This window comes from Bacillus sp. D48C, from assembly GCF_053345735.1.
This window is the reverse complement of the sequence record NZ_JBKFAQ010000012.1, coordinates 55,000-80,217: the sequence shown is the minus strand read 5'-3', so window position 1 is coordinate 80,217 and position 25,218 is coordinate 55,000. Positions and strand designations below refer to the sequence as shown.

Sequence of the window (25,218 nt, the reverse complement as noted above, 5' to 3'; positions counted from 1 at the left end):
CCCTTCCATAAACCGACCGTTCGGTCTAATTTGTTTTGTAAGAAAAGCAACTGACTTATTATTCAGCTGCCATTCCTTTTAACAATACATCTATTGCCTTTTTATAAATACGTTTCAGCTCTTTATAATCTAACTCGTAGTAAAGTACTCCAAGCCCTGATAATAATCCGTTCACAATATACATAAGATCACGAGTATTATCTTCACGGAACTCTCCAGACTGTATACCTGCTTCAATTAATTTCTCAAACATAACATATGATTCTCTAGTTAAAGCTAACAGTTCATCCAGAATCTCTTTACTTACAACTTGGCTCATAGAGAATTCCTCTATTGCATTTGAAATTGGTTGCTGTATGTCCTCTACATGATATTCCGCGAGACCATATAGTTTTTCAGTACTAGTACTATACAACTTCTCTTTTTCATTCCATTTTTCAACCCAATCATACGTATGCTGTTTCACTACAAATAAAAATAATTCTTCTTTACTTTTAAAGTGATAATAAATACTTCCTTTACTTCGCTCTGTAATTTCACAAATCTCTTCCATAGATGTAGCTGCGTAGCCCTTCTGTGAAAATAGACTTTCTGCTTTATATGCAATTTCTTTCTTTATCTCTTCTGCGCTTCTTCTCATATTCACACCTCTTTAAACCGACCGTTCAGTCTAATAATAACAAATCAAAAACCTCTATCGCAAGAGGCTATATTCCTTATTTAAGAAAATGTACTTTCAAACCAAGTTCGAATCATATGTATTGTTCCAAATTTAAATGTTAATTTAACAAGAAATACGCCTCCCGCAGCTAATAAAAATAACACTACTTTCCCCTTATTTTTCACTCTCGGTTCCCTTTTCATTTCCATTCCCCTTAGTATGTTAAAAATATTAATCAAACGTTTGTTTAACTGTGTTTATGCATATGTAAGCCAACTAATCAAACGTTTGTTTAAAAAGAAATACGCCTATATAAGGCGCATTTTCATCAATCACCACCACCGCAGCTTCCCCCGCTATCTCCCCCAAAAGACCCTCCACAATCATGTGAACCGCCATCATGCGAGCTATCATTATCAGATCCAGCAAAGAAAAATAATGGTGATGAGCTGTTAGATGAATTATGGATGTTATTTTGTTTTGTAAGATTTACCTTCTTTTTGTTCGATCGAACTGCTGTTACGATTATTCCAACTACAACAAATAATAGTATGACGATAATAAATTCCATATAAAAGCCTCCCTTATTCCTCGAATAATTGAATGGTTCTCTCTAGATTTTCAAGTGAAATGAAGCGCGATTCTCGAAGGATCTCTTTTCCATTATAAAATAATAAAATTGTCGGTCCTGTAAATACGGCATATCGCCCCGCAATCTCTTGCATGTCTTGTAGTAATATCTCTATTTTCTCTACGTAATCATAATTCTCTAATACGCAATTTACTTTTCTTAGCATAACATCACAAACACCACAATTTTCCGTTTTAATAAACAGAAGTACCAATTGTTGTTCTTCGATATAGGTCGCTATTTCTTCTATCGTTTTAAATGTAGTCATCTTATCCCTCTTAGCGTAATTTACGAAATACTTTGTCTTGATACATACGAAAAGCTGAACTATCTTTAATCTTTCTCTTTTCCATTACCTGCTGAAAACGTAACGTTTTTATTGTTCACTCTTCTCGTAATTTCTTTCTCTCTTCTTCATCATAACAGCAGGCAATTAGATCCTCTATTTTTAATATATCTTTTTGTAGTTCCATCTCTGGTGGAATCATTCCCGCATTTTTTAAAATTTTATAACTCATTCTAAGTTCTGGAGGTACCATTGAAAAATCTTCTAATTGTAGTGGTTTTCCTTTTCCCGGAAGATAATCAAGATCACCATTCCGTATTGCTTGGCGAATTTTTTCTTCAGCAATGTTCAAAAACACATCCACACTATTCCCTCCTTTACATATTTTTACTATTATTTTACATGATATTTCCTTATCTTTCTACGTCTTTAATAATTGGCTCCATACAATTTTTTCTCAAATTTATTTATAATGAGCTATTTCCTCCCATACCGACCTTTCGTTTTCATATATAGTTTGTATTCAAGCCTTTTTGTATTGAGAAAGTCTTTTTCAACTTAATAAAGCGTTTACACTAAATCTTACATTTGTTACGATTTAATCACCCCCAGCTCCCTTGTATAGACTTCGTGATGTCTGATCATTTTATCTAGACGTTTCATACGTCTAGATTCATTTTGATTTATTGGCGTATGCCTTTAAATATATCTTTTATTTTGAAAGGAGAAATGGCTATGAGGTCTCAAAAATTCACACTGCTATTACTATCTCTACTACTTTTCTTACCTCTTTTTCTCACAAATTTTATTACTCCAAATCTCGCATTAGCAGATTCACCAAAGCAAAGTCAAAAAATTGTTGGGTACTTTCCTTCGTGGGGCGTTTACGGACGTAATTATCAAGTTGCTGACATTGATGCATCAAAACTTACTCACCTTAACTATGCTTTCGCGGATATTTGTTGGAATGGAAAACATGGAAATCCTTCTACCCATCCGGATAATCCAAATAAACAAACGTGGAACTGTAAAGAATCTGGTGTACCATTGCAAAATAAAGAGGTTCCTAATGGTACTCTCGTACTCGGTGAACCATGGGCTGATGTTACCAAATCGTATCCTGGCTCAGGTACAACTTGGGAAGATTGCGATAAATATGCCCGTTGCGGAAATTTCGGAGAACTAAAACGATTAAAAGCTAAATATCCTCATTTAAAAACAATAATTTCCGTTGGTGGCTGGACTTGGTCTAACCGCTTTTCTGATATGGCCGCTGATGAAAAGACAAGAAAAGTATTTGCCGAATCTACAGTAGCTTTTCTTCGCGCATATGGATTTGATGGCGTAGATTTAGACTGGGAATATCCGGGCGTTGAAACAATTCCTGGTGGTAGTTATCGTCCTGAAGATAAACAAAATTTCACTCTTCTTCTTCAAGACGTCCGAAATGCTTTGAATAAAGCAGGTGCTGAAGATGGCAAACAATATTTACTAACAATCGCGTCAGGTGCAAGTCAACGCTACGCTGATCATACAGAGCTAAAGAAAATTTCTCAAATACTCGATTGGATTAATATTATGACATATGATTTCCACGGTGGATGGGAAGCTACTTCTAATCATAATGCAGCTCTATACAAGGATCCAAATGACCCAGCAGCAAATACGAATTTTTACGTAGATGGTGCTATAGACGTTTATACCAATGAAGGTGTTCCAGTGGATAAACTAGTATTAGGCGTACCTTTTTACGGACGTGGCTGGAAAAGTTGTGGAAAAGAAAATAACGGACAATATCAACCTTGCAAACCAGGTAGTGATGGGAAACTTGCTTCTAAAGGTACTTGGGATGATTATTCTACCGGTGACACAGGTGTGTATGATTACGGTGATTTAGCAGCCAATTACGTTAATAAAAATGGTTTTGTACGCTACTGGAATGACACAGCTAAAGTACCTTACTTATATAATGCGACTACAGGCACATTTATTAGCTACGATGACAATGAATCTATGGAATATAAAACAGACTATATAAAGACGAAGGGTTTAAGTGGAGCAATGTTTTGGGAACTAAGCGGGGATTGCCGTACAAGTCCAAAATATAGTTGTAGTGGTCCAAAATTACTTGATACGCTAGTAAAAGAATTACTTGGTGGACCTATTAGTCAAAAAGATACTGAGCCACCAACAAATGTTAAAAATATTGTAGTTACGAATAAAAATTCAAGCTCAGTTCAATTAAGTTGGACTGCATCCACTGATAACGTAGGCGTTACTGAATACGAAATTACTGCCGGAGAAGAAAAATGGAGTGCAACAACAAATAGCATTACAATTAAAAACTTAAAACCTAATACGGAATACACATTTTCAGTAATTGCCAAAGATGCTACTGGAAATAAATCACAACCTACCGCTCTTACTGTCAAAACAGATGAAGCTAATACGACACCTCCTGATGGAAATGGCACTGCTACATTTTCAGTCACTTCGAATTGGGGCAGCGGTTATAACTTCTCGATTATAATCAAAAATAATGGAACGACCCCTATTAAAAATTGGAAATTAGAATTTGATTATAGCGGCAATTTAACACAAGTTTGGGATTCTAAAATTAATAGTAAAACAAATAATCATTATGTAATTACGAACGCAGGATGGAATGGCGAAATTCCTCCTGGCGGATCTATTACAATTGGTGGTGCAGGAACAGGTAATCCTGCCGAACTTTTAAATGCCGTCATTAGCGAAAACTAGACGTAATATCCATTAATTATTTCACTAAAGTTTGAATTTAGGTTTGAGCAATACCTCCTAAATTCAAACTTTTAATTTTATGAAAAATAAAAAGCATCACAATAACCTATTATAATTAATTTCTAATATGAAGTTGATATGAAGTTAATTTGAATTTTACATGAATTTCCTTTAATTTCTATTGTCTTCCTATAATATCCACATTATTCTTTACATATAGGAATTATTTTCATTCCACTTTGAACTATCTATATATATAAAGAAAGATAGTCACCTGTTAGGGAAAGGCTTTCGTATTATTATAAATATAACAAAAGAAAAAGCACGCTTATAAGCGCACCATAAGAGTGCTTCTTCATACAATTCTCATGTAAGAGTTCTCGAAAATCATGTTAATCACAAAGAAAAGACATTAGCTCATAAAAGCTAATGTCTTTTCTTTATTCATATTGTTCAGCATTCCACTCTTCTATATTCCATACTTTTGTTATCCACGATTCATAGAAAGAAGGTTCATGTGAGACAATTAAAACCGTTCCTTTATATTGTTGTAACGCTTCTTTTAAAGCCATCTTAGTTTCTACATCCAAATGATTAGTCGGTTCGTCTAAAATTAAAACATTGCTTTTCGTTGCGATGAGTTCACATAAACGCACTTTCGTTTGCTCTCCACCGCTTAATAAATGAATAGGTTTTAATACATGTTCTTCTTTCAATCCACACTTCGCTAATGCTTGGCGCACTTCTTTCTTTGTCATATCTGGTCGCTCTGCCCAAACTTTCTCTAATGGTGTTATTTCTGAAGCAAACTCTTCCTGTGCAAAATAAGCAGGATTTACTCGTTCCCCAACAAAAATTGAACCGCTTAGCGGCTTTATTTGACCTAATAACGTCTTTAACATTGTCGTTTTTCCAATACCGTTATGACCAACAACAGCTATCTTTTCTCCTTTTTTCACTTGTAAATTCAAGCCTGGAAATAACGGCTCACTATAACCCACTCTTAGTTTCTCAGCCTGTAATATACGACTTACTGGTTCATTATAAACAGTAAAAGCAAAACGGGACCGAGGTATATTATTAACCTTTTCAACCCTTTGCATTTTCTCCAATACTTTCTCTCGACTTTTTGCCTGTTTTGCTTTTCGAATCTTATTTTTTTGAATAAATGTTTCTAACTGAGCAATTTCTTTTTGTTGTTTCACATACGCCGATTGTAATTGTTTCCTTTGTACTTGGTAACTTTGTAAAAACTTTTCATAATCCCCTACATATCGCTTAACTTTTCGTTCTTCTAGATGGTAAATGACATTCGTAATATTGTTCAAAAATACTTCATCATGCGAAATGATAATATAAGCTTTTTCGTACAGTTTCAAGTACGATTGCAACCATTCTATATGTGCTGTATCTAAATAGTTCGTTGGTTCATCTAGCAATAAAACATCAGCTTTTTCTAGAAGAAGCTTTCCTAGTAATAACTTTGTCCGCTGTCCTCCACTTAACTTTGAAACATCCTTTTCCAATCCTATTTCAAACAGCCCTAAACCAATTGCCACTTCTTCAATTTCTGTATGAATTTGATAGAAATTAGAGTTTTCCAATATAGTTTGTAACTCTCCATACCTTACTAACAATTTTTCTACTTCTACTGCTTCAGCCATCTCTTCTGCAATTTTTAACATTTCATATTCAATCGCATACAAGTTAGAAAATGCACTTTGCAAGTATCCTGCAATTGTTATTCCTTCTTGTAAATCTATATGCTGCTGCAAAAATCCAACCTTTACATGTGGAAACCATTCAATGTTCCCATCATCATGTATAAGTTCTCCTGTTAAAATTCTTAGCAGTGTTGATTTTCCAATCCCATTTTTCCCTACTAACCCAACATGCTCCCCCTTTAATAATCGAAAGCATGCATTATATAAGATGGTTTTCTCACCATACGAATGACTTAAATTTTCTACTGTTAATATACTCATTTTTTTCTCTCCTTTACTTATCGTCCATAAGCTAAATAGAGAGACCAACAGTATGAATCCTTATTTAATTATGCATATAAAAATGGGTAAGGTGAATACACCTTACCCATTACATATTATCGTAAAAAAGGATTAAGGTTCTTTACCTGCTGTCTTCAATTTAGCTTAATCTTAAAAAATGGGCAGACTTCTCCCATATCAAGCTAAAACCATTTGAAGAACAGTTGATAAAGTCATTTTATCCTTTCACTCCTTTAACATTTGTTATATTAAGAGTATAAACTACTCTGTTATATTCTATTCTCTATTTTCCCTTTTGTTCCTTCTCCATCTTTTCATATTCTAAAAAAAGCCTCTTAACAGTAATTATACTAACAACTGTTAAAAGGCTTTTTCTATTTTTTCATATAAGGAGCTAACACACTTAAAATCTCTTCTTTATCCTTTTTTAATTCGAGTGATGTTAACATATCCATCGTTCTCGGTCTAGGTAATTTCACTTGTACCTCGCCAACAATTGACGCTGGTCTTTGAGATAAAATAAATACGCGATCTGAAAGCAAGATTGCCTCATCTAAGTCATGTGTAACCATAACGATTGTTTGCTTCTCTTGATGCCAAGAGTTTAAAAGCCAGCTATGTACTTCCATTTTTGTAAATGCATCTAACTTTCCAAAAGGCTCATCAAGCAGCATAATTGGCTTTTCACATAAATATGTGCGCAGAAAACTAATTCTTTGACGCATACCACCAGACAATTCATCTGGATAATGGTCTGCATATTCATCTAGTTCGAACTGCTTTAATGCTTCCATTCCTTCTGTCAGCCTTTGTTTTTTCGGCTTTCCTTCAATTTCTAACGGAAGAACGATATTTTGCAAAGCTGATCGCCACGGTAGTAATAAATCTTGTTGTGGCATATAACTAACAACATCTTGCTCTTGTACTTGCTTATCTTTATACATTACGTTCCCGCTTGTTGGTTTTTCAACATTTGCAATCATGTTTAATAATGTGCTTTTCCCGCAACCACTCGGTCCTACAAAGGAAACAAACTCTCCCTCTTGTATAGAGGCACTAATATTCTCTAATACATTCTTTCCGTCGAAAGATTTCACTATATTTTTTATTTGTAATCCGCTCATTTTTCACTTGGAAGGAATTCATTTGTAAAAGCATCTTTTACATCGATTTTCTTTTTAATAACTTTGTTGTCATATAAGAAATTCATGTAATTCGTCCAAATTTCTTCCTTCTGTACTCCCCATGCTTTCGCATCATCTTGATACTTCGTACTTAACCATTTCTGGCTTTCTTGAACTAAATCTTTATTTACATCTGGAACAGCTTTAATTAGAATATCAGCAGCTTCTTTCGGTTCCTTAATTGCAAAATTATAACCTTCTGTTGTTGCACTCATAAACTTTTTCACAAAGTCTTTATCTTGCTTCGTATGTTTTTCACTCGTAATAATAACAGGACTATAGAAATCAAGCGCTGGATCTAAGTCCTTCACCATAATCGTATTTAACTCTTTTCCTTGGCGCTTCGCTTCAATACCATCCCAACCGTAATAAATCCATTCGAAATCTGCATCACGACCGATTGATTTAAAGAAATCTGTTTGTCCTAAGATGATTTTTTCAACTTTATTAAAATCAGCTTGATGCTTATCCATAATCGTCTTTAATGTCGCTTCTTCCGCTGGTCCTCCCCAGCCGCCATAACGTTTACCTTCAAAATCTTTCGGTGACGTCATATTATCTTTCTTAAGCGATGCAAACGCTGAAGTGTTATGCTGAATAATCGCTCCTACAGATACAACAGGAATTCCTTCCACACGAGTTAATGTTACATTTTCTTGTGCGCTTATTGCGAAGTCTGCTTTTCCTGATGCTATCATTTGCTCTGCTGTTACATTGTCACCCGGTTGAATAATTTCTACATCTAATCCTTGCTTTTTGTAATAATCTTTCGTTTGTGCTACATATAAGCCAGTATGATTCGTATTTGGAAACCAATCTAATACTACTTTTACTTTTTGATCTTTACTTGCACTTTCTTCTTTCTTCGCCGGATTACATCCAGCCACACCTACCGCTAATAAGGCAGCTAACATAACTTTCAAACCTTTTTTCATTTTCTGCCGTCCTTTCTATATATCCATGGTGCTGTTATTCTTGCCATAAACTCTACGATAAAATACAGGCACAATGTCACCATAACGATGATTGCTGCAACACCAAATACTCGAGCAGTCAAAAATGATTTTGTAGCCCTCGTAAGCATAACGCCTAATCCTTCACTTGCACCGAGCCATTCTCCGATAATTGCCCCCATTACGCTATATGTAACTGCAATTTTTAAGCCTGAGAAAAAGTATGGAAGCACTGCTGGAAATTTTACTTTCTGGTAAACTTGCCATTTCGTCGCCTTCATTGTTTGTAACAGCTTCAACATGTTTTTATCTACTGTTTGAAAACCTTCTAAAATACTAAGCGCAATTGGGAAGAAACAAACGAGTATTACGACCATTACTTTCGGCAACATCCCATATCCAAACCAAATAATAAATAGTGGTGCAAGTACAACAATTGGAATTGTTTGCGAAATAACGAGCAATGGATTTATTAAAATACGAAATAACGGTATAACGTCCATAATAATTGCGATGCTCGTCCCCAATAAAATTGCAAAGAATAGTCCAATTATAACTTCCTGCAGTGTTTGCATCGTATTTGGTAATAGTAAATCTTTCATCCCAATTAATTCTTGAACAATGGCAGAAGGCTTTGGTAAAATCCACGGTTCGATTTTAAATAATGAAACAGATCCTTCCCATATCGCAATGAGAAGGATAAGCCAAATAGTTGTAATAAGTTTAGATTGCTTCTGGTTTTGCATATTCATCACGGTACTTCCAAACCTTTTCATCTATCGTTACACCAGTGCTTGGACGATAATGGATTTTAATAGAAGTAATCACTTCTTCTGCTCCAGCATCGACGCAAGCTTGTTGTGCACGTTTAACGACATCAAGAAGTACATCTAATTCTCCTTCCAAAGTTGTTTCCATTGCCCCTACTTCATAACGAACTCCCGATTGTTGCACAACTTCAATTGCTTTATCGACAACAGAATATACATCTTTCGTTTTCGCTTGTGGTACTACTGAAAATGACATTGTAACTTGTTGTGACATAATAAAATCCCCCTTATAAAATTAAATTTCAAAAATAAGAAAAGGCTTTCCTACTGCGTAGGAAAGCCTTGTATGCAAGTTATTATAGAATAACATATGCTACATCACTTTAAGTAACTCCCTACGCTGGCATTATCCAGATCAGGTTGAGGGTCGATGTTTACTTACATCCTCTCAGCCAATTGGCTCCCCGGTCCTTAATTCGTTTTCATTGTAGCATGATTTATTTTATTGAACAAACAAAAGCATGCATAATCATTTCATTATTTTTGGAAAATAACCAACTTTTTCACCATGAGCTAATAACTGCTGTATAAATTCTTTATTAATTGCTGGTACTTTCAATTCTTTTTTCTTAATCCATTCATTCGTTCTACGCGTACCCATTACAATTTCAGATTGCTGCGCTCCATCTCCTGCAACTTGAGAAGCAATTAACTCTGCTATTACTTCATTTCCCTTTGCTAATTCAAGTCCGGCATTTTCATATTCTGAAAGTGTAACCAGTTCAAGATTGTATCCACACTCTCCAATTAGCTGTATAAATTGTTCAAACTCAATTTGATGTGGATGACAGATGTGCAATGTTTCTCCATCTATTTGTGAATCTTGTACATACGTTACAATTGATTTACTAGCAAAATCAATTGGTGTGAAATCAACTTTCCACTTCACATTTGGTGCTTTTCCAATTAATAGCATTGTTTTAATAAGACGATAAAATGCGTTTCCTTCAATATTTTGTTGGAACGAACCTGTTTCTGAATGACATGCTAAATTACCTGCACGATAAATATTTCCACGCAAACCATTTTTCATTGCTTCACGAACAATGTTTTCCGCTTGTAGTTTACTATTTGAATATACATTCTCTAAGTCTACACTGTAATTAAAATCACCAGTTTTCATGTATGTATCCCATTGATCTACTGCTAATTCTAACGGGATACCAATCGTAGAAATAAAATGGAATGTAGCATCTTTTTCCACTAATGCTAGCATACGGCTAGTTCCTTGGACATTTATATTTTCAAATTGTTTTACATCTCCAAAATGTCTTACATCTGCACCGCAATGAATTATCGTATCCATCTTAGAACTGATGAACATAAATTCTTCTTCGCTCATCCCAAGATACTCTTCTCCCAGATCACCAGCTACGGCCTGTATACGCTGTAACCATTCTTCACATATATCATTAAAGTAAGCTGTTAATGTATCTATAATTCTTTGCTGCACATCTTTGGTTGGTCTTACTAAACAATAAATAGTAGCAGATGTATCTCTCAGCAATTCATATAATATGTGTGATCCTAAATAACCAGTAGCTCCTGTTAAAAAGACATTTGAAATCTGGGTTTCTTCCAAAACGTTTGCATACGTAATAGTATCCGGTTCGTGAATCACTTTATATTCACGAAATACTTCTTCTTTCTCTACTTTTACTTCTCGCTCAATTCGAGCTAATCCATATATCGTTCTTTCTTTAAAGAAATCTTGAATTGTTAAATGTGAGAAATCTTCTTTTAACAATGTTAAGACTCGTAATACTTTCAATGAATGTCCACCAATTGTAAAGAAATCATCATGCACTCCAACTTTTGAAATTCCTAATACTTCCGCCCAAGCGCGCGCTATTTGTTTTTCTGCTTTATTAGAAGGTGCAACATATTCTTGTAGACGAACCGGTTCATACTTTTCTTCTAACTGAGCTAACTTCTTAACATCAATCTTTTTATTAGGTGTAAGTGGTAATTCATTAATATAAATTAGTTTAGATGGCACCATATAATCTGGTAATTGCTCTTGTAACTGATAAACTAATTCTGGTATTTCTTTTTTATTTAAAGTTGTATAGAACGCGATTAAATATTGGCTACCTTCCTTACTCTTCTTAGCAAAAACAGCATTTTCTTTTATATTATGATTTTGAGAAATTTTACTTTGGATTTCTCCTAGTTCAATACGATGTCCTCTAATTTTTACTTGATCATCTTTCCGATGTAAAAACTCTATATTTCCATCCTCTAGCAACTTAACAATATCACCTGTTTTATATATATTAACTATAGGATTAAAAGGGTTCGGAATAAAAGCTTCAATTGTTTTATTAGGTTTATTAAAATACCCTTTTGCTAATCCTACTGAATCTATATATAATTCACCAGGTACACCAATTGGACAAAGATTCATATTCTCATCCAAAATCATAACTTGATAATTAGAACATGGTTTACCAATGGGAATACTCGCAACATCCTCATTTAACTGACTAGGTATTTTATAAGTTGTCGTCACTACTGTACATTCTGTCGGTCCGTATACATTATGAATTTCAACATTTGTACCTATTCTTTCTCTCCACAATTTAATAACCTCTACAGGCAACATTTCACCGCCAATCGCAATTCTTTTTAGGGAAGCTAGCTTATATATATCTTCTTCTGCTAAATAAGTTGCTACTTGTCGAACAAAAATTGTTGCTAATGCCAAGATCGAAGTTGCTTTCACTTTATAGATTGCATGTGCAAATGCTTCTACAGACAATCGCTCTTCCTCTAATAATACATACAAGTTTCCTCCACAGAATAAAGAAGCAAATGACTCCCATACAGAAGCATCGAAACTAAAGGAAGGAAATTGGGCAAATACATCCTCTTCTGTCAATTCATATTGCTTTTGCATCCAAATGTACAGATTAACAACGCCTCTATGTGCTAACATCGTTCCCTTTGGATTCCCTGTTGAACCAGATGTATAAATCATATAAGCTACATCATCACAATGAATAGACAACTTTACATCTATATCTTCACAAGTTTCACTATCATACATTGAAACTGTTTGAACCCCATCACATGTTATAGGCGTCTCTTTCATCAATATAACTTTCGCTTGGCTATCTTGAATAATGTACTGTATTCTACTTTCCGGATAATCTGGATCAATCGGAACATACGCTGCACCAGCTTTTAATATAGCTACCATACTTACTACTGTGTCTATGCTACGTTTCATAAATATTCCAACATAGTCTCCTAATTGGACGCCGTTTTTAATTAACATATGAGCTATTTGATTACTTTTTTTATTTAGCTCCTCATAAGTTAAAGTACCTTCCCTTGAAGATAAAGCTATACGATTTGGAAATTGAGTAACAGTATTATAGAACATATCGACGATACTTTTCTCAGGATATACTGCTGTCGTATCATTCACTTGACTATAAAGTGCCATCTCGGCCTCTGTAATAACATTAAAATCATTTATATAATTATTATTATTTTGTAATGTATTGATTAAAACACCTTTTATTTGTTGTGCATAACGAGTAATCGTTGTCTCTTTCCAATTAACACTATTAAATATTATTTCTACGCTTTGCATATTTTTACTGAATACAAATTGTAATGTATTCGTGTCTTGTAGCTCATAATATGTTTCACCAATAATAATAGGTGACATTTCATATAATGTATTACCGTTTTGAAACTCTTCTATTTCTTCCTCATTCATTTCTTTAATTTGTTCCAGTTGCTCTTCAATCTGTAAATTCAAACTTTCATAGGAGAGAAAATTAGAAATTTCAATAGTAATCGGAAATAAACTTCCTCTTACATGATAAAGCACGACAATATGTTTTTCTTTAGAAATATGATATAACCACGTTGCAGTCGCTCCTATTAAATCTACAATGTGAGTCAAATTTGGAAATAGTTCAGTTTTTCTTTTTACCCCAAATTCTGTTCCTTGAACATCTTTAGGTATTTTAATACTTCCTTCTACTTTTCCTAAAAATTCTTTTACCATCTCATTATAAGAAATTGCTAATTTCATATTTATGTAAATTCCTCTCTCAAATATAATAAAGGTGTGAAAATTCACACCTTTTTCATCCCTTATTAACGGGCAAATTAGTTCAATTCATAATCAAAGGGGGATCCCCCTTCGATTAGAATTGATCTTTCTTCTTATTCACTTTTAAACTCACCAATTAGCTCTTGTAATTCCTGAGAAAGCCAACTTAAAGAAGTCGCTAATTCTGCAATATCTTGTACTGATATTTCTTGCTCTTTCATGCTTTCTTCAACATTACTACTGCTGTTGGCATAAGTATTTGCAATATGTGATAATTCATTTACGACTTGAACAATATTCTGGCTATTTTGTAAAATGTCACTCGAATTACCAGAGACAGCTTTTACTTGATCTGTAACAGATTGCGCTGATTTTGAAATTTTTTCAAAGAAATCTCCACTACTTTGAACAAGTGAAATTCCAGTTTCTACTTCTTTTGAACCTTTTTGCATTGAAACTACAGCATCTTCTGTCTCAGCTTGTGTTTCACCAATTAATTTCGCTATATCTTTTGCAGACGCTTCAGTTTGTTCTGCTAATTTTCGTACTTCATCAGCAACAACTGCAAACCCTCTTCCAGCTGCTCCAGCACGTGAAGCCTCAATAGAAGCATTTAAAGCTAATAAATTTGTTTGATTTGAAATACCTGTAATTACAGTTACGATATCACTAATTTCTTTTGACCTTGTTTCTAACGAATAAATGATGGAAGATAAATCCTGTACTGCATTTTGGATTAAACTCATTTGATTAATAATTTGTCCAATCACTTCATTACCTTCAATTGAATGTTGCTCCATACCTTCAGAAGCAACCGCAACTTGTTTTGCAGCCCCAGTTATCTCTTCTACCTTATCTTCCATTCCATGTACAATTCCTAAACATTGTTGTACTGAAGTTTTTTGAGACTGTGCCCCTACTCTTAAACCTTCAATAGAACTTGCAATCTCTTGAACTGCCATACTGTTTTCCTCTGTACTCGCCGACAATTCTTGTGAAGAAGAAGAAACTTGCTCAGCAGTTTGCCTTACTTTATCTATAATCCCTTTAAATTTTTCAATCGTGTTATTGAAATAAACATTAATAATTCCAATATCATCTGGTCTTTCTTTTAATTTAATACTTAAATCACCTTCACCAATTTTACGTAATCCTTCTCGTAAATCTTTTAATGGAGCTAGCGAGTGACGCACGATAAAGAATTGAGTAATAGTCGCAATTGCTAATGAAATAATGATAAAGAGTAAGCCCTGTATCATAAACTTCTCTTTTGTAATAGGAACAATGGAAGCATCTAAGTCAGCCGCAATAATTGCAACAATATTGTTTTCTCCATCTGTAATTGGTTCTAATATTGTCACCCACGAACCTATTTCATCTTCATATACTTCTGTCATTTGGGCCTTTTTCGTATCAATGACCTTATCGTACGCCTTCATCCAATGAGCGGGTTGTTCATAATAATCTCCCGGCTTTATAGGGAATGCATTTGTTAACTCTGTAGTCAAACCAACGAGTTGTAATTCCCGCTTTTCATTCGGCTTTGCTCCTGTAACATACGTTTGTCCAACACTTTTCAATTCTTTTGACACTTCATCTAATTTCTCTGTTAACTTTTCTTTTTTCACTTTTTCGGCTGTAGGATCTTTCGCCATGTCTCTAACTAATTCTACATCCAATTTTTTCAACACTATTTCTCCTGTTTCAATAGACTGTCTTTCAAATAAAGACATCATACTATTTTGAAACATGTTGAAACTTAACGCACCCATACTTCCAACAAGTGTCAAAATAACTAATACGGTTAATAAGACGTTCTTTTGAAGGAACGATAACTTATGCCAATATTTTTTCATTAATATCCACCTTCCTTAATGATTCTAAACAAAAAAACAAAATATATGAATATTTTGTTTAAAGATGTTTCTCAATATGTTCGAGAATAAAAAAAAGCCAATGTAAAAGCATTGGCCAAGACCAACCCTATCCGTCCGGTAACTGGCTAGCATAGCCTTTCGACCTTAGCTCCTGTAGTTTTGCGTCCTCATGTTTCCATCAGTTTGCCTTTCTCGCTGAACGAGTTGAACGATATGGGAGTTCTATGAGAATCATATATTCTCTATCAAAGGTTACAACATATAAATCAAAATGTCTACTTATTTAGAGATATAAATACAAATTTTTAACGAATTGCTTTTTCGAAATAATTTCAAAAAGTACGTGAATGTTACTTTTTTTGTGTTATATAATAAAAAATGTATAAATAACAAGGATTTCTTCGGGTATTTATTTAATTTTCATTCAAATTAAACTATTCGAATATATCTTAACTAATGAATTTCGGAGGTAGTTTATCATGTTTTGGCTACAATTTCTTACCTTGTTACTCTGTATTTTTATTGGTGCACGCCTAGGCGGAGTTGGTTTAGGAGTAATGGGTGGAGTTGGTATGGCAATACTCGTTTTTGTCTTCCACTTACAACCAACCGCGCCTCCTATCGATGTAATGCTTATGATTTTGGCAGTAATTACAGCCGCTGGTGCTTTGCAAGCTGCTGGAGGAATGGACTATCTTGTTCACCTAGCTGAAAAAGCATTACGAAAAAATCCAAAGCGTATTACTTTTTTTGCTCCAATTGTTACTTATTTATTCACACTATGTGCAGGTACTGGTCACGTTGCCTATTCTGTACTTCCTGTTATTGCAGAAGTCTCTCGTGAATCAGGGGTTAGACCGGAACGCCCAATGTCGATTGCCGTAATCGCTTCTCAACAAGCAATTACAGCTAGCCCAATTTCAGCTGCCACAGTTGCTCTTTTAGCAATGTTAGCTGACTATAAAATCACTTTATTAGATATTTTAAAAGTGAGTATTCCTTCTACTTTCATTGCTTGTATGTTAGCAGCATTCGTTGCTAGTAAGATGGGAAAAGAATTAAATGAAGACCCTGAATACTTAAAACGATTAAAAGAAGGAATGATTCCTAAGCTTGAAGAGAAAAAAGAATTTGTAGGTGTAAAGGGCGCCAAATTATCAGTTATCCTTTTCCTTGTAGGAACCTTCCTTGTTGTACTTCTTGGTTCATTTGAAGCACTTCGTCCAGGATGGATAGTTGATGGGAAGTTAGCCCGTCTTTCCATGCCGAACACAATTGAGATGGTTATGTTAACTATCGCGGCTCTTATTATTATTTTCTGTAAACCAAATGTAGAAAGCATTGTGTCTGGTAACGTCTTTAAAGCAGGAGCAACAGCAGTTGTTGCTATTTTCGGTATCGCTTGGATGGGAGATACTTTCTTTAATGGAAACTTAAATATGATTCAAGGATCTATTCAGCATTTAGTAACAAGTGCACCTTGGCTATTTGCCATCGCACTATTCATTCTATCTATTTTACTGTACAGCCAAGCAGCAACAGTACGTGCCTTAATGCCACTTGGACTATCCCTTGGTATTCCACCAGCACTACTGATTGCGATGTTCCCTGCAGTAAACGGATATTTCTTCATTCCAAACTACGGGACAATCGTTGCTGCCATTAACTTTGACCGTACTGGTACAACAGGTATCGGTAAATACGTATTAAATCATAGCTTTATGATTCCAGGCTTAATTGCAACATTTACTTCTATCGGAATTGGAATGCTTTTAATTTCTATTATGTTTTAAAGAAAAAGCACAAACCCTTATTTAAAAAGGTTTGTGCTTTTTTAATCAAATGTTTGTTTAAATTTTTTGGGCAGTCTACTTCTCGATGTAGCACTTAAAATACTACATGTCCTTTTCTACAAACTTCTCTTTACTTCTTCAGCTAATTTTCTCGTACTTTCATACGCAGATTCAGCTAAACTAATTGCTGAAATAACTGAAACACCGTCCGCACCCGCTTCTATAACTGCCGCTGTATTTTCAATTGTAATCCCACCAATACCAACGATTGGCACTGTAATTCCTTGTTCTCTAAAATAAGCTAATCCTTTCGTTCCTTGAACCGCTTTCGTATCTTTTTTCGTACTCGTTGGGAAAATAGGTCCAACACCTAAATAATCTGCTCCATTTTCGATTGCAAAGCGTGCTTCTTCAATTGTATGAGCAGATACGCCGATAATTTTATCTCCCATTTTTTCACGAACAGATGTAATCCCTTCATCATTTTGTCCTACATGAACACCATCTGCATCTAATTCAATGGCTAATTCTACATCATCATTTACAATGAAAGGAACACTATATTCCTTACAAAGCGTCTGCAATTCTTTTGCAAAGCGCACTCTATCTCCTCCGATTAAAGAACCTTCCCCCTTCTCGCGAAACTGAAAAAGTGTCACTCCACCATCTAACGCTTCTTTCAATACAGCTAAAGGATCCCTCGTGCAGTTATTACTTCCCATAATAAAATACACTTGTAATAACTTAGACATTTTCTTTGTTTCAATGCGCATCGTATGTTTCATCCCCCTTACTCTAACTCCTCAATCTTCCCATACTTCTCAATATCAGCTGAAGTTGTATTCGCTAATTGATTTAAAAATTCAATTTGGAAACTACCTGGCCCTTTTTCTACTGTTTTAACAGCTGCCAGTTCCGCAGCTACACCATAAAACGTTAATGCGGCTACTACTGCTTTTACATAATCTTTTTCTACTGCTACAAATGCTCCTATTACCGAAGTTAGTAAACACCCTGTTCCCGTAACCTTTGTTAAAATAGGATGACCATTTCGAATAAGAACAGTTCGCTCTCCATCTGTAACAACATCTTCTTTTCCAGTAATGACAGCAACTGTATTTAGTTCATCTGCTGCCTGCCTTGCAATACTTACAACATTGCCATTTCCAGTACCAGCGTCTACCCCTTTAATTTCCCATTTCTCATTAATAACGTTTGCTATTTCAGCCGCATTGCCGCGGATAATTGCTAAATCTATTTCGGCTGGAATATGTCTCGCAACTTCTGTTCGATACGAAGTTGCTCCTGCACCAACTGGATCAAATAGTACTGGCACATTGTTCACATTTGCTGATTTACCAGCAAGTAACATCGCTTCTACTTCCTCAGGACGAAGTGTTCCCATATTTAATACTAACGCTCCAGCAATGCTAGCCATTTCTGCTACTTCTTCTTTTGCATACGCCATTACAGGCGATGCCCCAAGTGCCAACAAACCGTTAGCAGTAAAATTTGTTACAACAACATTTGTAATATTATGAACGAGCGGATTAGATTCTCTCACCAAATCCACTACTTTACTAATTTCTTTCATATTCATCCTTTTCATCTCCTAACTATAATGATGGGAGATACACAAAAAGGCACTTCGCGCGTACGCAAAGTGCCTGAACATGTGCTTTTACACTCTCCCTACGCTGGCATTATCCAACAGGTTCAAATGGTCAATGACGGACTAGTAGCCATACTCTCAGTTTGTATCCACAAACTCCCATGTGTTTCTTATTCATCTACTTCAAAGTCTACTCTTATTCTAGTAAAATAACAAGTTCTTTACTTTTCTATATAAAGTGAAACTTTAATCAGTGAGGATTTTGTTCATTCCACTAAAAACAGCTCAAATATGAAGCGAAACTGAATCTCAAGAAGATGTATGCTATATTTAACTTATGGAAATTTGAAAGGATGTTTTTAATATGTCAAAAAGCGTTGTAATCGCTGAAAAGCCTTCCGTTGCACGAGATATTGCTCGTGTACTGAAGTGTGATAAAAAAGGAAACGGCTATCTTGAGGGTAGTAAATATATTGTAACTTGGGCTTTAGGTCATCTCGTTACATTAGCAGATCCAGAAAGCTATGATGTGAAATATAAACAGTGGAATTTAGAAGATTTACCGATGCTACCAGAGCGTTTGAAATTAACGGTTATTAAACAAACTGGTAAACAGTTTAATGCTGTAAAGAGTCAGCTACTTAGAAAAGATGTAAATGAAATTATTGTAGCAACAGACGCTGGACGTGAAGGGGAATTAGTCGCACGCTGGATCATCGATAAAGTTAAGCTAAACAAACCAATCAAACGTTTATGGATTTCTTCTGTAACCGATAAAGCAATTAAAGATGGTTTTGCAAATTTAAAACCAGGTAAAGCCTATGACAATTTATACGCTTCAGCAGTTGCACGTTCAGAAGCTGACTGGTATATCGGTCTTAATGCAACTCGCGCTTTAACGACTCGCTTTAATGCTCAGTTAAATTGCGGTCGTGTACAAACGCCTACTGTCGCTATGATTGCTAGTCGTGAAGATGAAATCAAGAACTTCAAAGCACAAACTTACTACGGCATCGAAGCTCAAACGATGGAGAAACTCAAACTTACTTGGCAAGATGCAAATGGCAATAGCCGTAGTTTTAATAAAGAAAAAATTGATGGTATTGTAAAAGGTTTAGATAAACAACATGCTACTGTTGTGGAAATTGATAAAAAACAGAAGAAGTCATTCTCTCCTGGTCTTTACGATTTAACTGAATTACAACGTGATGCAAATAAAAAGTTCGGTTACTCTGCGAAAGAAACATTAAACATTATGCAGAAGTTATATGAACAACATAAAGTGCTAACGTACCCTCGTACAGATTCACGCTACATTTCATCTGATATCGTTGAAACACTTCCAGAACGTTTAAAAGCATGTGGCGTTGGAGAGTACCGTCCTTTAGCACATAAAGTATTACAAAAGCCTATCAAGGCTAATAAATCATTTGTTGATGATAGTAAAGTAAGCGATCATCATGCGATTATTCCAACAGAAGGATACGTTAACTTCTCAGCATTCACAGATAAAGAACGTAAAATTTATGATTTAGTTGTAAAACGTTTCTTAGCTGTTTTATTCCCAGCATTCGAATACGAGCAACTAACATTACGTACCAAAGTTGGTAGTGAAACGTTCATTGCACGCGGAAAAACAATTTTACATGCTGGTTGGAAGGAAGTATACGAAAATCGATTTGAAGACGATGATGTAACTGATGACGTAAAAGAGCAGCTTCTACCCCACATCGAAAAGGGCGATACATTAACTGTAAAGTTAATTATGCAAACATCAGGTCAAACGAAAGCACCTGCACGCTTTAATGAAGCAACTTTACTTTCAGCAATGGAGAATCCTACAAAATATATGGATACGCAAAATAAACAACTTGCTGATACGTTAAAATCGACTGGTGGATTAGGTACTGTAGCGACACGTGCAGATATTATCGACAAACTTTTCAACTCTTTCTTAATTGAAAAACGTGGTAAAGATATTCACATTACATCAAAAGGTCGTCAATTACTTGATTTAGTACCAGAAGAGTTAAAATCCCCTACACTAACTGGTGAATGGGAACAAAAACTTGAGGCTATCGCAAAAGGTAAGCTGAAAAAAGAAGTATTCATTTCTGAAATGAAGAACTATACGAAAGAAATTGTTTCTGAAATTAAATCGAGTGATAAAAAATATAAACATGACAACATTTCAACGAAGTCTTGTCCAGACTGCGGTAAACCAATGCTAGAAGTAAACGGCAAAAAGGGAAAAATGCTCGTATGCCAAGATCGTGAATGTGGTCATCGTAAAAATGTATCTCGTACAACAAACGCTCGCTGTCCGCAATGTAAGAAGAAACTAGAATTACGTGGTGAAGGTGCAGGTCAAATCTTTGCATGTAAATGTGGCTATCGCGAGAAATTATCAACATTCCAAGAGCGACGTAAAAAAGAATCTGGAAACAAAGCTGATAAACGTGACGTTCAAAAATATATGAAACAACAGAAAAAAGAAGAAGAACCATTAAACAACCCGTTCGCAGACGCATTAAAAAAACTAAAGTTCGATTAAACAAAAAGGTTCCTACCGCTCTCGGTAGGAACCTTTTCTTAATGAATGATTTTACTTCCTTTTGCATTCTCAACAAATTTTTCACTTGATTTGTTAATTGGTGTTTTCAGTAATAACGCAGCAACAATCATAACTACTACGAAAACACTTAACACAAGTAAATCTCGTGTTACGATATCCCAAAGCATTCCGCCAACTGTTTCACGAATTGCACTAATTGCATACGTGAACGGTAAGAACGGATAAATTGCTTGGAAGAACGCTGGTGTCATTTGAATTGGGAATGTTCCGCCCGATCCTGCTACTTGCAGTACAAGTAAAATGATCGCCATCGATTTCCCAACGTTTCCGAAAATAGAAACGAGTGAGTATACGATACAAACGAAGACTCCACCAATAAATAAACTAAATAACACAAACCAGAACTTATCGACTACGTACGTACCGAGTAAGAATATATCTCCCATCGATACGATAAACGCTTGTGAAAGACCTATCGTTAAGAATGTTAATAAACGTCCGAAGTAAATTTCATGGCTCTTATAATTCGCGCCCTCTTCGTGTACTTCTACCGTTAATAATGAAACCATTAATAATGCGCCTACCCATAATGCAAGCACTGTATAGAATGGTGACATCGCTGAACCGTAGTTCGGCATCGCAAATAATTTATTTTCTTTTAAATTTACTGGATTCGCAAAGTAATCACTTTGCTTCTCAACATCGTTTTTCAATAAGCGTATGATGTCTTTTAAATCCTCTTCAGATTCAAAATCACGAATTTTATTTGCTAAATCTTTAATCTTTTTCTCAGTCTCCGGCATTTCAGCTTTAATGTCTACTAATTTCTTTCTACCGTCTACCAAGCCTTTTGATGAATCTTCTAGTAACTTTTTAACATCTGGAAGCTTTTTGTCTGCATCGTTTAAAATTTGAGTTGTATTTTTCGACATCTCTTTTGTACGAGCAATTGCTGTATTGAAGTTAGGTACAATCTCTGAATCATACGTCGATAATACATCTGTTAATTGAGCTGATCCGCCCTTCGCAGCATTGTTAATACTTTCAATTACATCTTTTGTAGGTTTCTGTCCATTGTTAAGAAGTGTAATCCCCTTATTCGTTGCATCTACACCTTTTTGCAGACTACTTTTCGCTTTATTTAATTTTGCGATTCCATTATTAAGGTTTTTATCACTATTTACATCCGCTAAAACCTTATTTGTACTTTCTAGAACTGGAATCATATCATCAATTAAACCGATTCCAGATTGGAATTGACCATTTAAGCTTTTCAAGGCTTCCTTCGAACCTTCTAAACCATTAATACCTTTGTTTTGTACATCCTCTAGTGCTTTTTGGACACTAGATTTAGTACTTTCTAGACCATTTTTCGCTTTATCATAATCAGCTTTTGCATTATCGTATATTTCATTCGCATTAGCTTTAGCTTGATCTACTGTGCTAACTGCTTTTTTATAATCTGCTACAAACGTTTCATTATAATCTTTTTCAGCTTGATCAATTAATGCATTTGCTGCATCTAATTTTTGATTTGCTACATCTGTTACATCTTTCTTTACTTCTTGTCCTGTACCGATAACATTTACAATATCTTTAATACCGTTGTTTGCATTTTCCATACCACTTTTCAGCTTAGTTAGGCGATCCACTCGCCCTTGGAAAAAGCTTTTTCCAAAATCAGTCGTCGCTGAGTTTTGAAGTTCAGTAAATACATTAATAAGATACGAAATACCTTCTGTACGAGCTTGCAATTGATTTGATACTGCATTTAAATCTTTCTTTGCTTGTTCTGGATCAAACTGACCATTTTGCAATCCATTTAAAACACTTTTCCCATAAGCTGTTCCTGCACGTGATGAGCTTAAAACATTATTTACTGTTTGATTAATATTTTGCGCTATACTTTTATATCCGTCATTATTCAACTTAGAAAGGTCCGGTCTTGCAGGGAATTCAGGTAATCCATTCATTCCAGAGAAATCAGGAATATTTAAATCCACACCTGGATTCATTAAAAAGTTAGTAAATACAGCTGCACTATCCATAACGCCTTTTGCTACTACTAAATCATTTCTTATCGTTCCTGGAGCGTTTTTTAATGTTTGATCTTGTCTTGCAAAGAACTTATCTAAATTCGCCAATGCTTCCTGCCCATCATTTATTACACTCTCTACAACAGGTAAATCTTTTTGCGCCACTTTCACAATATCTTCTGCTCGAGTCGCATCATCTAACGCCTTATCCATGAGTGTATTCATTTCTGGGAACTGCGCTTCTAACTTAAATACAAGATCTTTTACTTTTTCGATACTTGGTAAGTTTGTTTCTAAATCGATTCCAAGGTCATTGAAAATTTTAAAAATCTCACCGTTTGCTGTTTTAACAAAGTTTTTACTAATTTCTTCTGTAATACCTGATGCACCTTTTGCTGTAATCTTCGGTGCGATCGCGTTTACTTTTTCATTCACATAGTAATCCAGTTCTGGTTTTTTCGGATTTTCATCCAGAACAGTTGCGATTTTTTCAGAGAAGTCTTTTGGAATCGTAATACTTGCATAATAATCCCCACGCTCAACTCCGTAAATTGCTTGTTTTTCATCTACAAATTTCCAGCCAAGATTTTTGTTTTTCTTAAGGGAGTCTACAATCTCTTTCCCGATATTAATATCTTTCCCTCTTAAATTAGAACCTGCATCTTGGTTAGAAACTGCAATGGGAACCTCTTTTGTATTTCCATACGGATCCCAAGAAGCTTTAATGTTAAACCATGCATATAACGATGGTAAAATCATTAATCCTAAAACAATAACAATTGCAGCCCAATGTTTGGCTACATTCCGTAAATCTGTCTTATAAATACGCCAAATCTGTTTCATAGAAGTTATCACCTAATTATATATTTTTCCTTCTTTAGAAAATGATACATGCATTTTGCAATTATATCACTTTCTACATCGTGTATTAACCAAAAACGTACTATTTTTTCCCATTAACTTTCACTTACTTCATTATATAACGAAGTGAGTCAAAGTATGAATACAAAATGACCGAATCGGTTTTACATTCAATAATAACAAATATATATGAAATGTCATAAAAAATACAAGTATTTTCTCTTGGAAATACTTGTATTCCTAAAAAAATCCTCACAGCTTTTATTCTCTGTGAGGATTTCTTCTATTATATATCCAATTGAACCTCTACACCGAAATGATCTGAAATTACATTTCTGTTTGTACCATTAAAAATAACTTTTGAAGAATGAACTTTTTTACTTTGGTTACACAATATTAGATCGATTCGCAAATTATGTTTATTTTCATCCCAACCAGCAATCTCGCCTTGGACAGTCGTTCCTTCATCCTTCTCTATTGCTAATTCATATGTGTCATACAACCCTTTTTGCATCATATACTCATAACCTTCGCCTTCCAAGCGAGCATTGTTATTAAAATCCCCCATTAAGAAGGCGAGCTTATTGCTATCTACACGCTCCATCAAACGATCGAATTGACCTTTGAATGACTCTTCTTCATCATTCCACCAACCGAGATGGCAAGAGTAAAACGTTATATCCTTACCATTATAAGCAATTGTTGTACTTACAATTTTACGCGTTTTCCAATACGTTGTATCCTCGTTTTCTGAAATAAAGAACGTATCTTCTTTTATAATATTATGCTTCGTTATAATCGCTAATCCTTCTTCGTACACGTCATAACCAATATGAGAGAAATCCCAAGTAATATTGTAATCTTTTACATGTAGCGCTTTTAACTCTTCTAATAGTAAAAGTCCAAAATTATCTTTTTTCTTGTTACCGCATACATTTTCAGCTTGTATGGACTGACTTACTTCTTGTAATGCGATGACATCGTACTCTTCTTCTTGAATTACTTTAGCAAGGTATTGTATCTTTTCTATTTGATTCTCTTCTTGCCAAGAATGACAGTTTAAAGTTAGCAATTTCATATT

At 34.8% G+C, this 25,218-nt stretch carries 18 protein-coding genes, 1 pseudogene and 3 riboswitches; of the genes and pseudogenes, 3 read left to right on the top strand and 16 right to left on the bottom strand.

The window, feature by feature from the left end; all coding sequences use genetic code 11:
• Positions 1 to 58: 58 nt before the first annotated feature.
• The 5 genes and pseudogenes from ACLBXA_RS23665 to ACLBXA_RS23645 all read right to left on the bottom strand — a co-directional run bounded on the left by ACLBXA_RS23665 (position 59) and on the right by ACLBXA_RS23645 (position 1,942).
• Positions 59 to 640, bottom strand: coding sequence for a TetR/AcrR family transcriptional regulator (locus tag ACLBXA_RS23665; RefSeq protein ID WP_001254448.1), 582 nt, complete (start codon positions 638 to 640; stop codon positions 59 to 61).
• A gap of 80 nt (positions 641 to 720) precedes the next feature.
• Positions 721 to 864, bottom strand: a complete 144-nt coding sequence (locus ACLBXA_RS23660; protein WP_000817987.1) for a hypothetical protein — start codon at positions 862 to 864, stop codon at positions 721 to 723.
• 125 nt (positions 865 to 989) lie between these two features.
• Positions 990 to 1,232 carry a hypothetical protein gene (locus ACLBXA_RS23655; protein WP_000394363.1) on the bottom strand — a complete coding sequence of 81 codons (243 nt, stop codon included), beginning with the start codon at positions 1,230 to 1,232 and terminating at the stop codon, positions 990 to 992.
• A 13-nt stretch (positions 1,233 to 1,245) separates the two neighbouring features.
• Positions 1,246 to 1,560 carry a thioredoxin family protein gene (locus ACLBXA_RS23650; protein ID WP_000206513.1) on the bottom strand — a complete coding sequence of 105 codons (315 nt, stop codon included), beginning with the start codon at positions 1,558 to 1,560 and terminating at the stop codon, positions 1,246 to 1,248.
• 10 nt (positions 1,561 to 1,570) lie between these two features.
• Positions 1,571 to 1,942, bottom strand: a pseudogene (locus tag ACLBXA_RS23645) (DnaJ family domain-containing protein).
• Between the two features lie 371 nt (positions 1,943 to 2,313).
• Between ACLBXA_RS23645 and ACLBXA_RS23640 the strand changes: the two are divergent.
• Positions 2,314 to 4,338 carry a glycosyl hydrolase family 18 protein gene (locus ACLBXA_RS23640; protein ID WP_001257482.1) on the top strand — a complete coding sequence of 675 codons (2,025 nt, stop codon included), beginning with the start codon at positions 2,314 to 2,316 and terminating at the stop codon, positions 4,336 to 4,338.
• A 440-nt stretch (positions 4,339 to 4,778) separates the two neighbouring features.
• On the opposite strand, the gene ACLBXA_RS23635 is transcribed toward ACLBXA_RS23640, so the two are convergent.
• The 7 genes from ACLBXA_RS23635 to ACLBXA_RS23605 all read right to left on the bottom strand — a co-directional run bounded on the left by ACLBXA_RS23635 (position 4,779) and on the right by ACLBXA_RS23605 (position 15,239).
• Positions 4,779 to 6,323 (bottom strand): ABC-F family ATP-binding cassette domain-containing protein, encoded by a 1,545-nt coding sequence (locus ACLBXA_RS23635; protein WP_000025945.1) that lies wholly within the window; start codon positions 6,321 to 6,323, stop codon positions 4,779 to 4,781.
• A gap of 395 nt (positions 6,324 to 6,718) precedes the next feature.
• The gene (locus ACLBXA_RS23630; RefSeq protein WP_000016079.1) at positions 6,719 to 7,468 is read right to left on the bottom strand and encodes an ABC transporter ATP-binding protein; all 750 of its coding nucleotides are present in this window, start codon (positions 7,466 to 7,468) and stop codon (positions 6,719 to 6,721) included.
• A complete protein-coding gene (locus tag ACLBXA_RS23625; RefSeq protein WP_447617556.1) occupies positions 7,465 to 8,463 on the bottom strand; it encodes an ABC transporter substrate-binding protein in 999 nt (332 codons plus the stop codon). The genes ACLBXA_RS23630 and ACLBXA_RS23625 overlap by 4 nt, the downstream gene beginning before the upstream one ends.
• Entirely contained in the window at positions 8,460 to 9,233 is a 774-nt protein-coding gene (locus ACLBXA_RS23620; RefSeq protein WP_001057166.1) for an ABC transporter permease, read from the bottom strand. Before ACLBXA_RS23620 ends, ACLBXA_RS23625 begins: the two co-directional genes overlap by 4 nt.
• On the bottom strand, positions 9,205 to 9,525 hold the full coding sequence (locus tag ACLBXA_RS23615) for an MTH1187 family thiamine-binding protein (protein ID WP_000082906.1): 321 nt from the start codon (positions 9,523 to 9,525) through the stop codon (positions 9,205 to 9,207). Before ACLBXA_RS23615 ends, ACLBXA_RS23620 begins: the two co-directional genes overlap by 29 nt.
• 101 nt (positions 9,526 to 9,626) lie before the next feature.
• Positions 9,627 to 9,728: riboswitch (TPP riboswitch) on the bottom strand.
• Between the two features lie 52 nt (positions 9,729 to 9,780).
• Positions 9,781 to 13,362 (bottom strand): non-ribosomal peptide synthetase family protein, encoded by a 3,582-nt coding sequence (locus ACLBXA_RS23610; RefSeq protein ID WP_098578071.1) that lies wholly within the window; start codon positions 13,360 to 13,362, stop codon positions 9,781 to 9,783.
• A gap of 134 nt (positions 13,363 to 13,496) precedes the next feature.
• Positions 13,497 to 15,239 (bottom strand): methyl-accepting chemotaxis protein, encoded by a 1,743-nt coding sequence (locus ACLBXA_RS23605; protein ID WP_000761081.1) that lies wholly within the window; start codon positions 15,237 to 15,239, stop codon positions 13,497 to 13,499.
• Between the two features lie 134 nt (positions 15,240 to 15,373).
• Positions 15,374 to 15,458: riboswitch (cyclic di-GMP riboswitch) on the bottom strand.
• Positions 15,459 to 15,739: 281 nt separating this feature from the next.
• Here ACLBXA_RS23605 and ACLBXA_RS23600 point away from each other — a divergent pair.
• A complete protein-coding gene (locus ACLBXA_RS23600) occupies positions 15,740 to 17,053 on the top strand; it encodes an anaerobic C4-dicarboxylate transporter family protein (RefSeq protein WP_000498722.1) in 1,314 nt (437 codons plus the stop codon).
• Positions 17,054 to 17,169: 116 nt separating this feature from the next.
• Here the strand turns inward: ACLBXA_RS23600 and thiE are convergent, their stop codons facing one another.
• Together thiE and thiM are read right to left on the bottom strand one after the other, a co-directional pair.
• Positions 17,170 to 17,838 carry a thiamine phosphate synthase gene (thiE, locus tag ACLBXA_RS23595; protein ID WP_003255464.1) on the bottom strand — a complete coding sequence of 223 codons (669 nt, stop codon included), beginning with the start codon at positions 17,836 to 17,838 and terminating at the stop codon, positions 17,170 to 17,172.
• 5 nt (positions 17,839 to 17,843) lie between these two features.
• Positions 17,844 to 18,653 (bottom strand): hydroxyethylthiazole kinase, encoded by an 810-nt coding sequence (gene thiM / locus ACLBXA_RS23590; RefSeq protein ID WP_001056107.1) that lies wholly within the window; start codon positions 18,651 to 18,653, stop codon positions 17,844 to 17,846.
• A gap of 72 nt (positions 18,654 to 18,725) precedes the next feature.
• Positions 18,726 to 18,838: riboswitch (TPP riboswitch) on the bottom strand.
• Between the two features lie 191 nt (positions 18,839 to 19,029).
• Here thiM and topB point away from each other — a divergent pair.
• Entirely contained in the window at positions 19,030 to 21,219 is a 2,190-nt protein-coding gene (gene topB / locus ACLBXA_RS23585; protein ID WP_000047320.1) for a DNA topoisomerase III, read from the top strand.
• Between the two features lie 38 nt (positions 21,220 to 21,257).
• Here topB and ACLBXA_RS23580 read toward each other — a convergent pair whose 3' ends face one another.
• Together ACLBXA_RS23580 and ACLBXA_RS23575 are read right to left on the bottom strand one after the other, a co-directional pair.
• Positions 21,258 to 24,119: a YhgE/Pip domain-containing protein gene (locus ACLBXA_RS23580; RefSeq protein WP_000810075.1), complete on the bottom strand. Its 2,862-nt coding sequence runs from the start codon at positions 24,117 to 24,119 to the stop codon at positions 21,258 to 21,260.
• 304 nt (positions 24,120 to 24,423) lie between these two features.
• Positions 24,424 to 25,215 carry an endonuclease/exonuclease/phosphatase family protein gene (locus ACLBXA_RS23575; RefSeq protein WP_000771994.1) on the bottom strand — a complete coding sequence of 264 codons (792 nt, stop codon included), beginning with the start codon at positions 25,213 to 25,215 and terminating at the stop codon, positions 24,424 to 24,426.
• Positions 25,216 to 25,218: the final 3 nt, after the last annotated feature.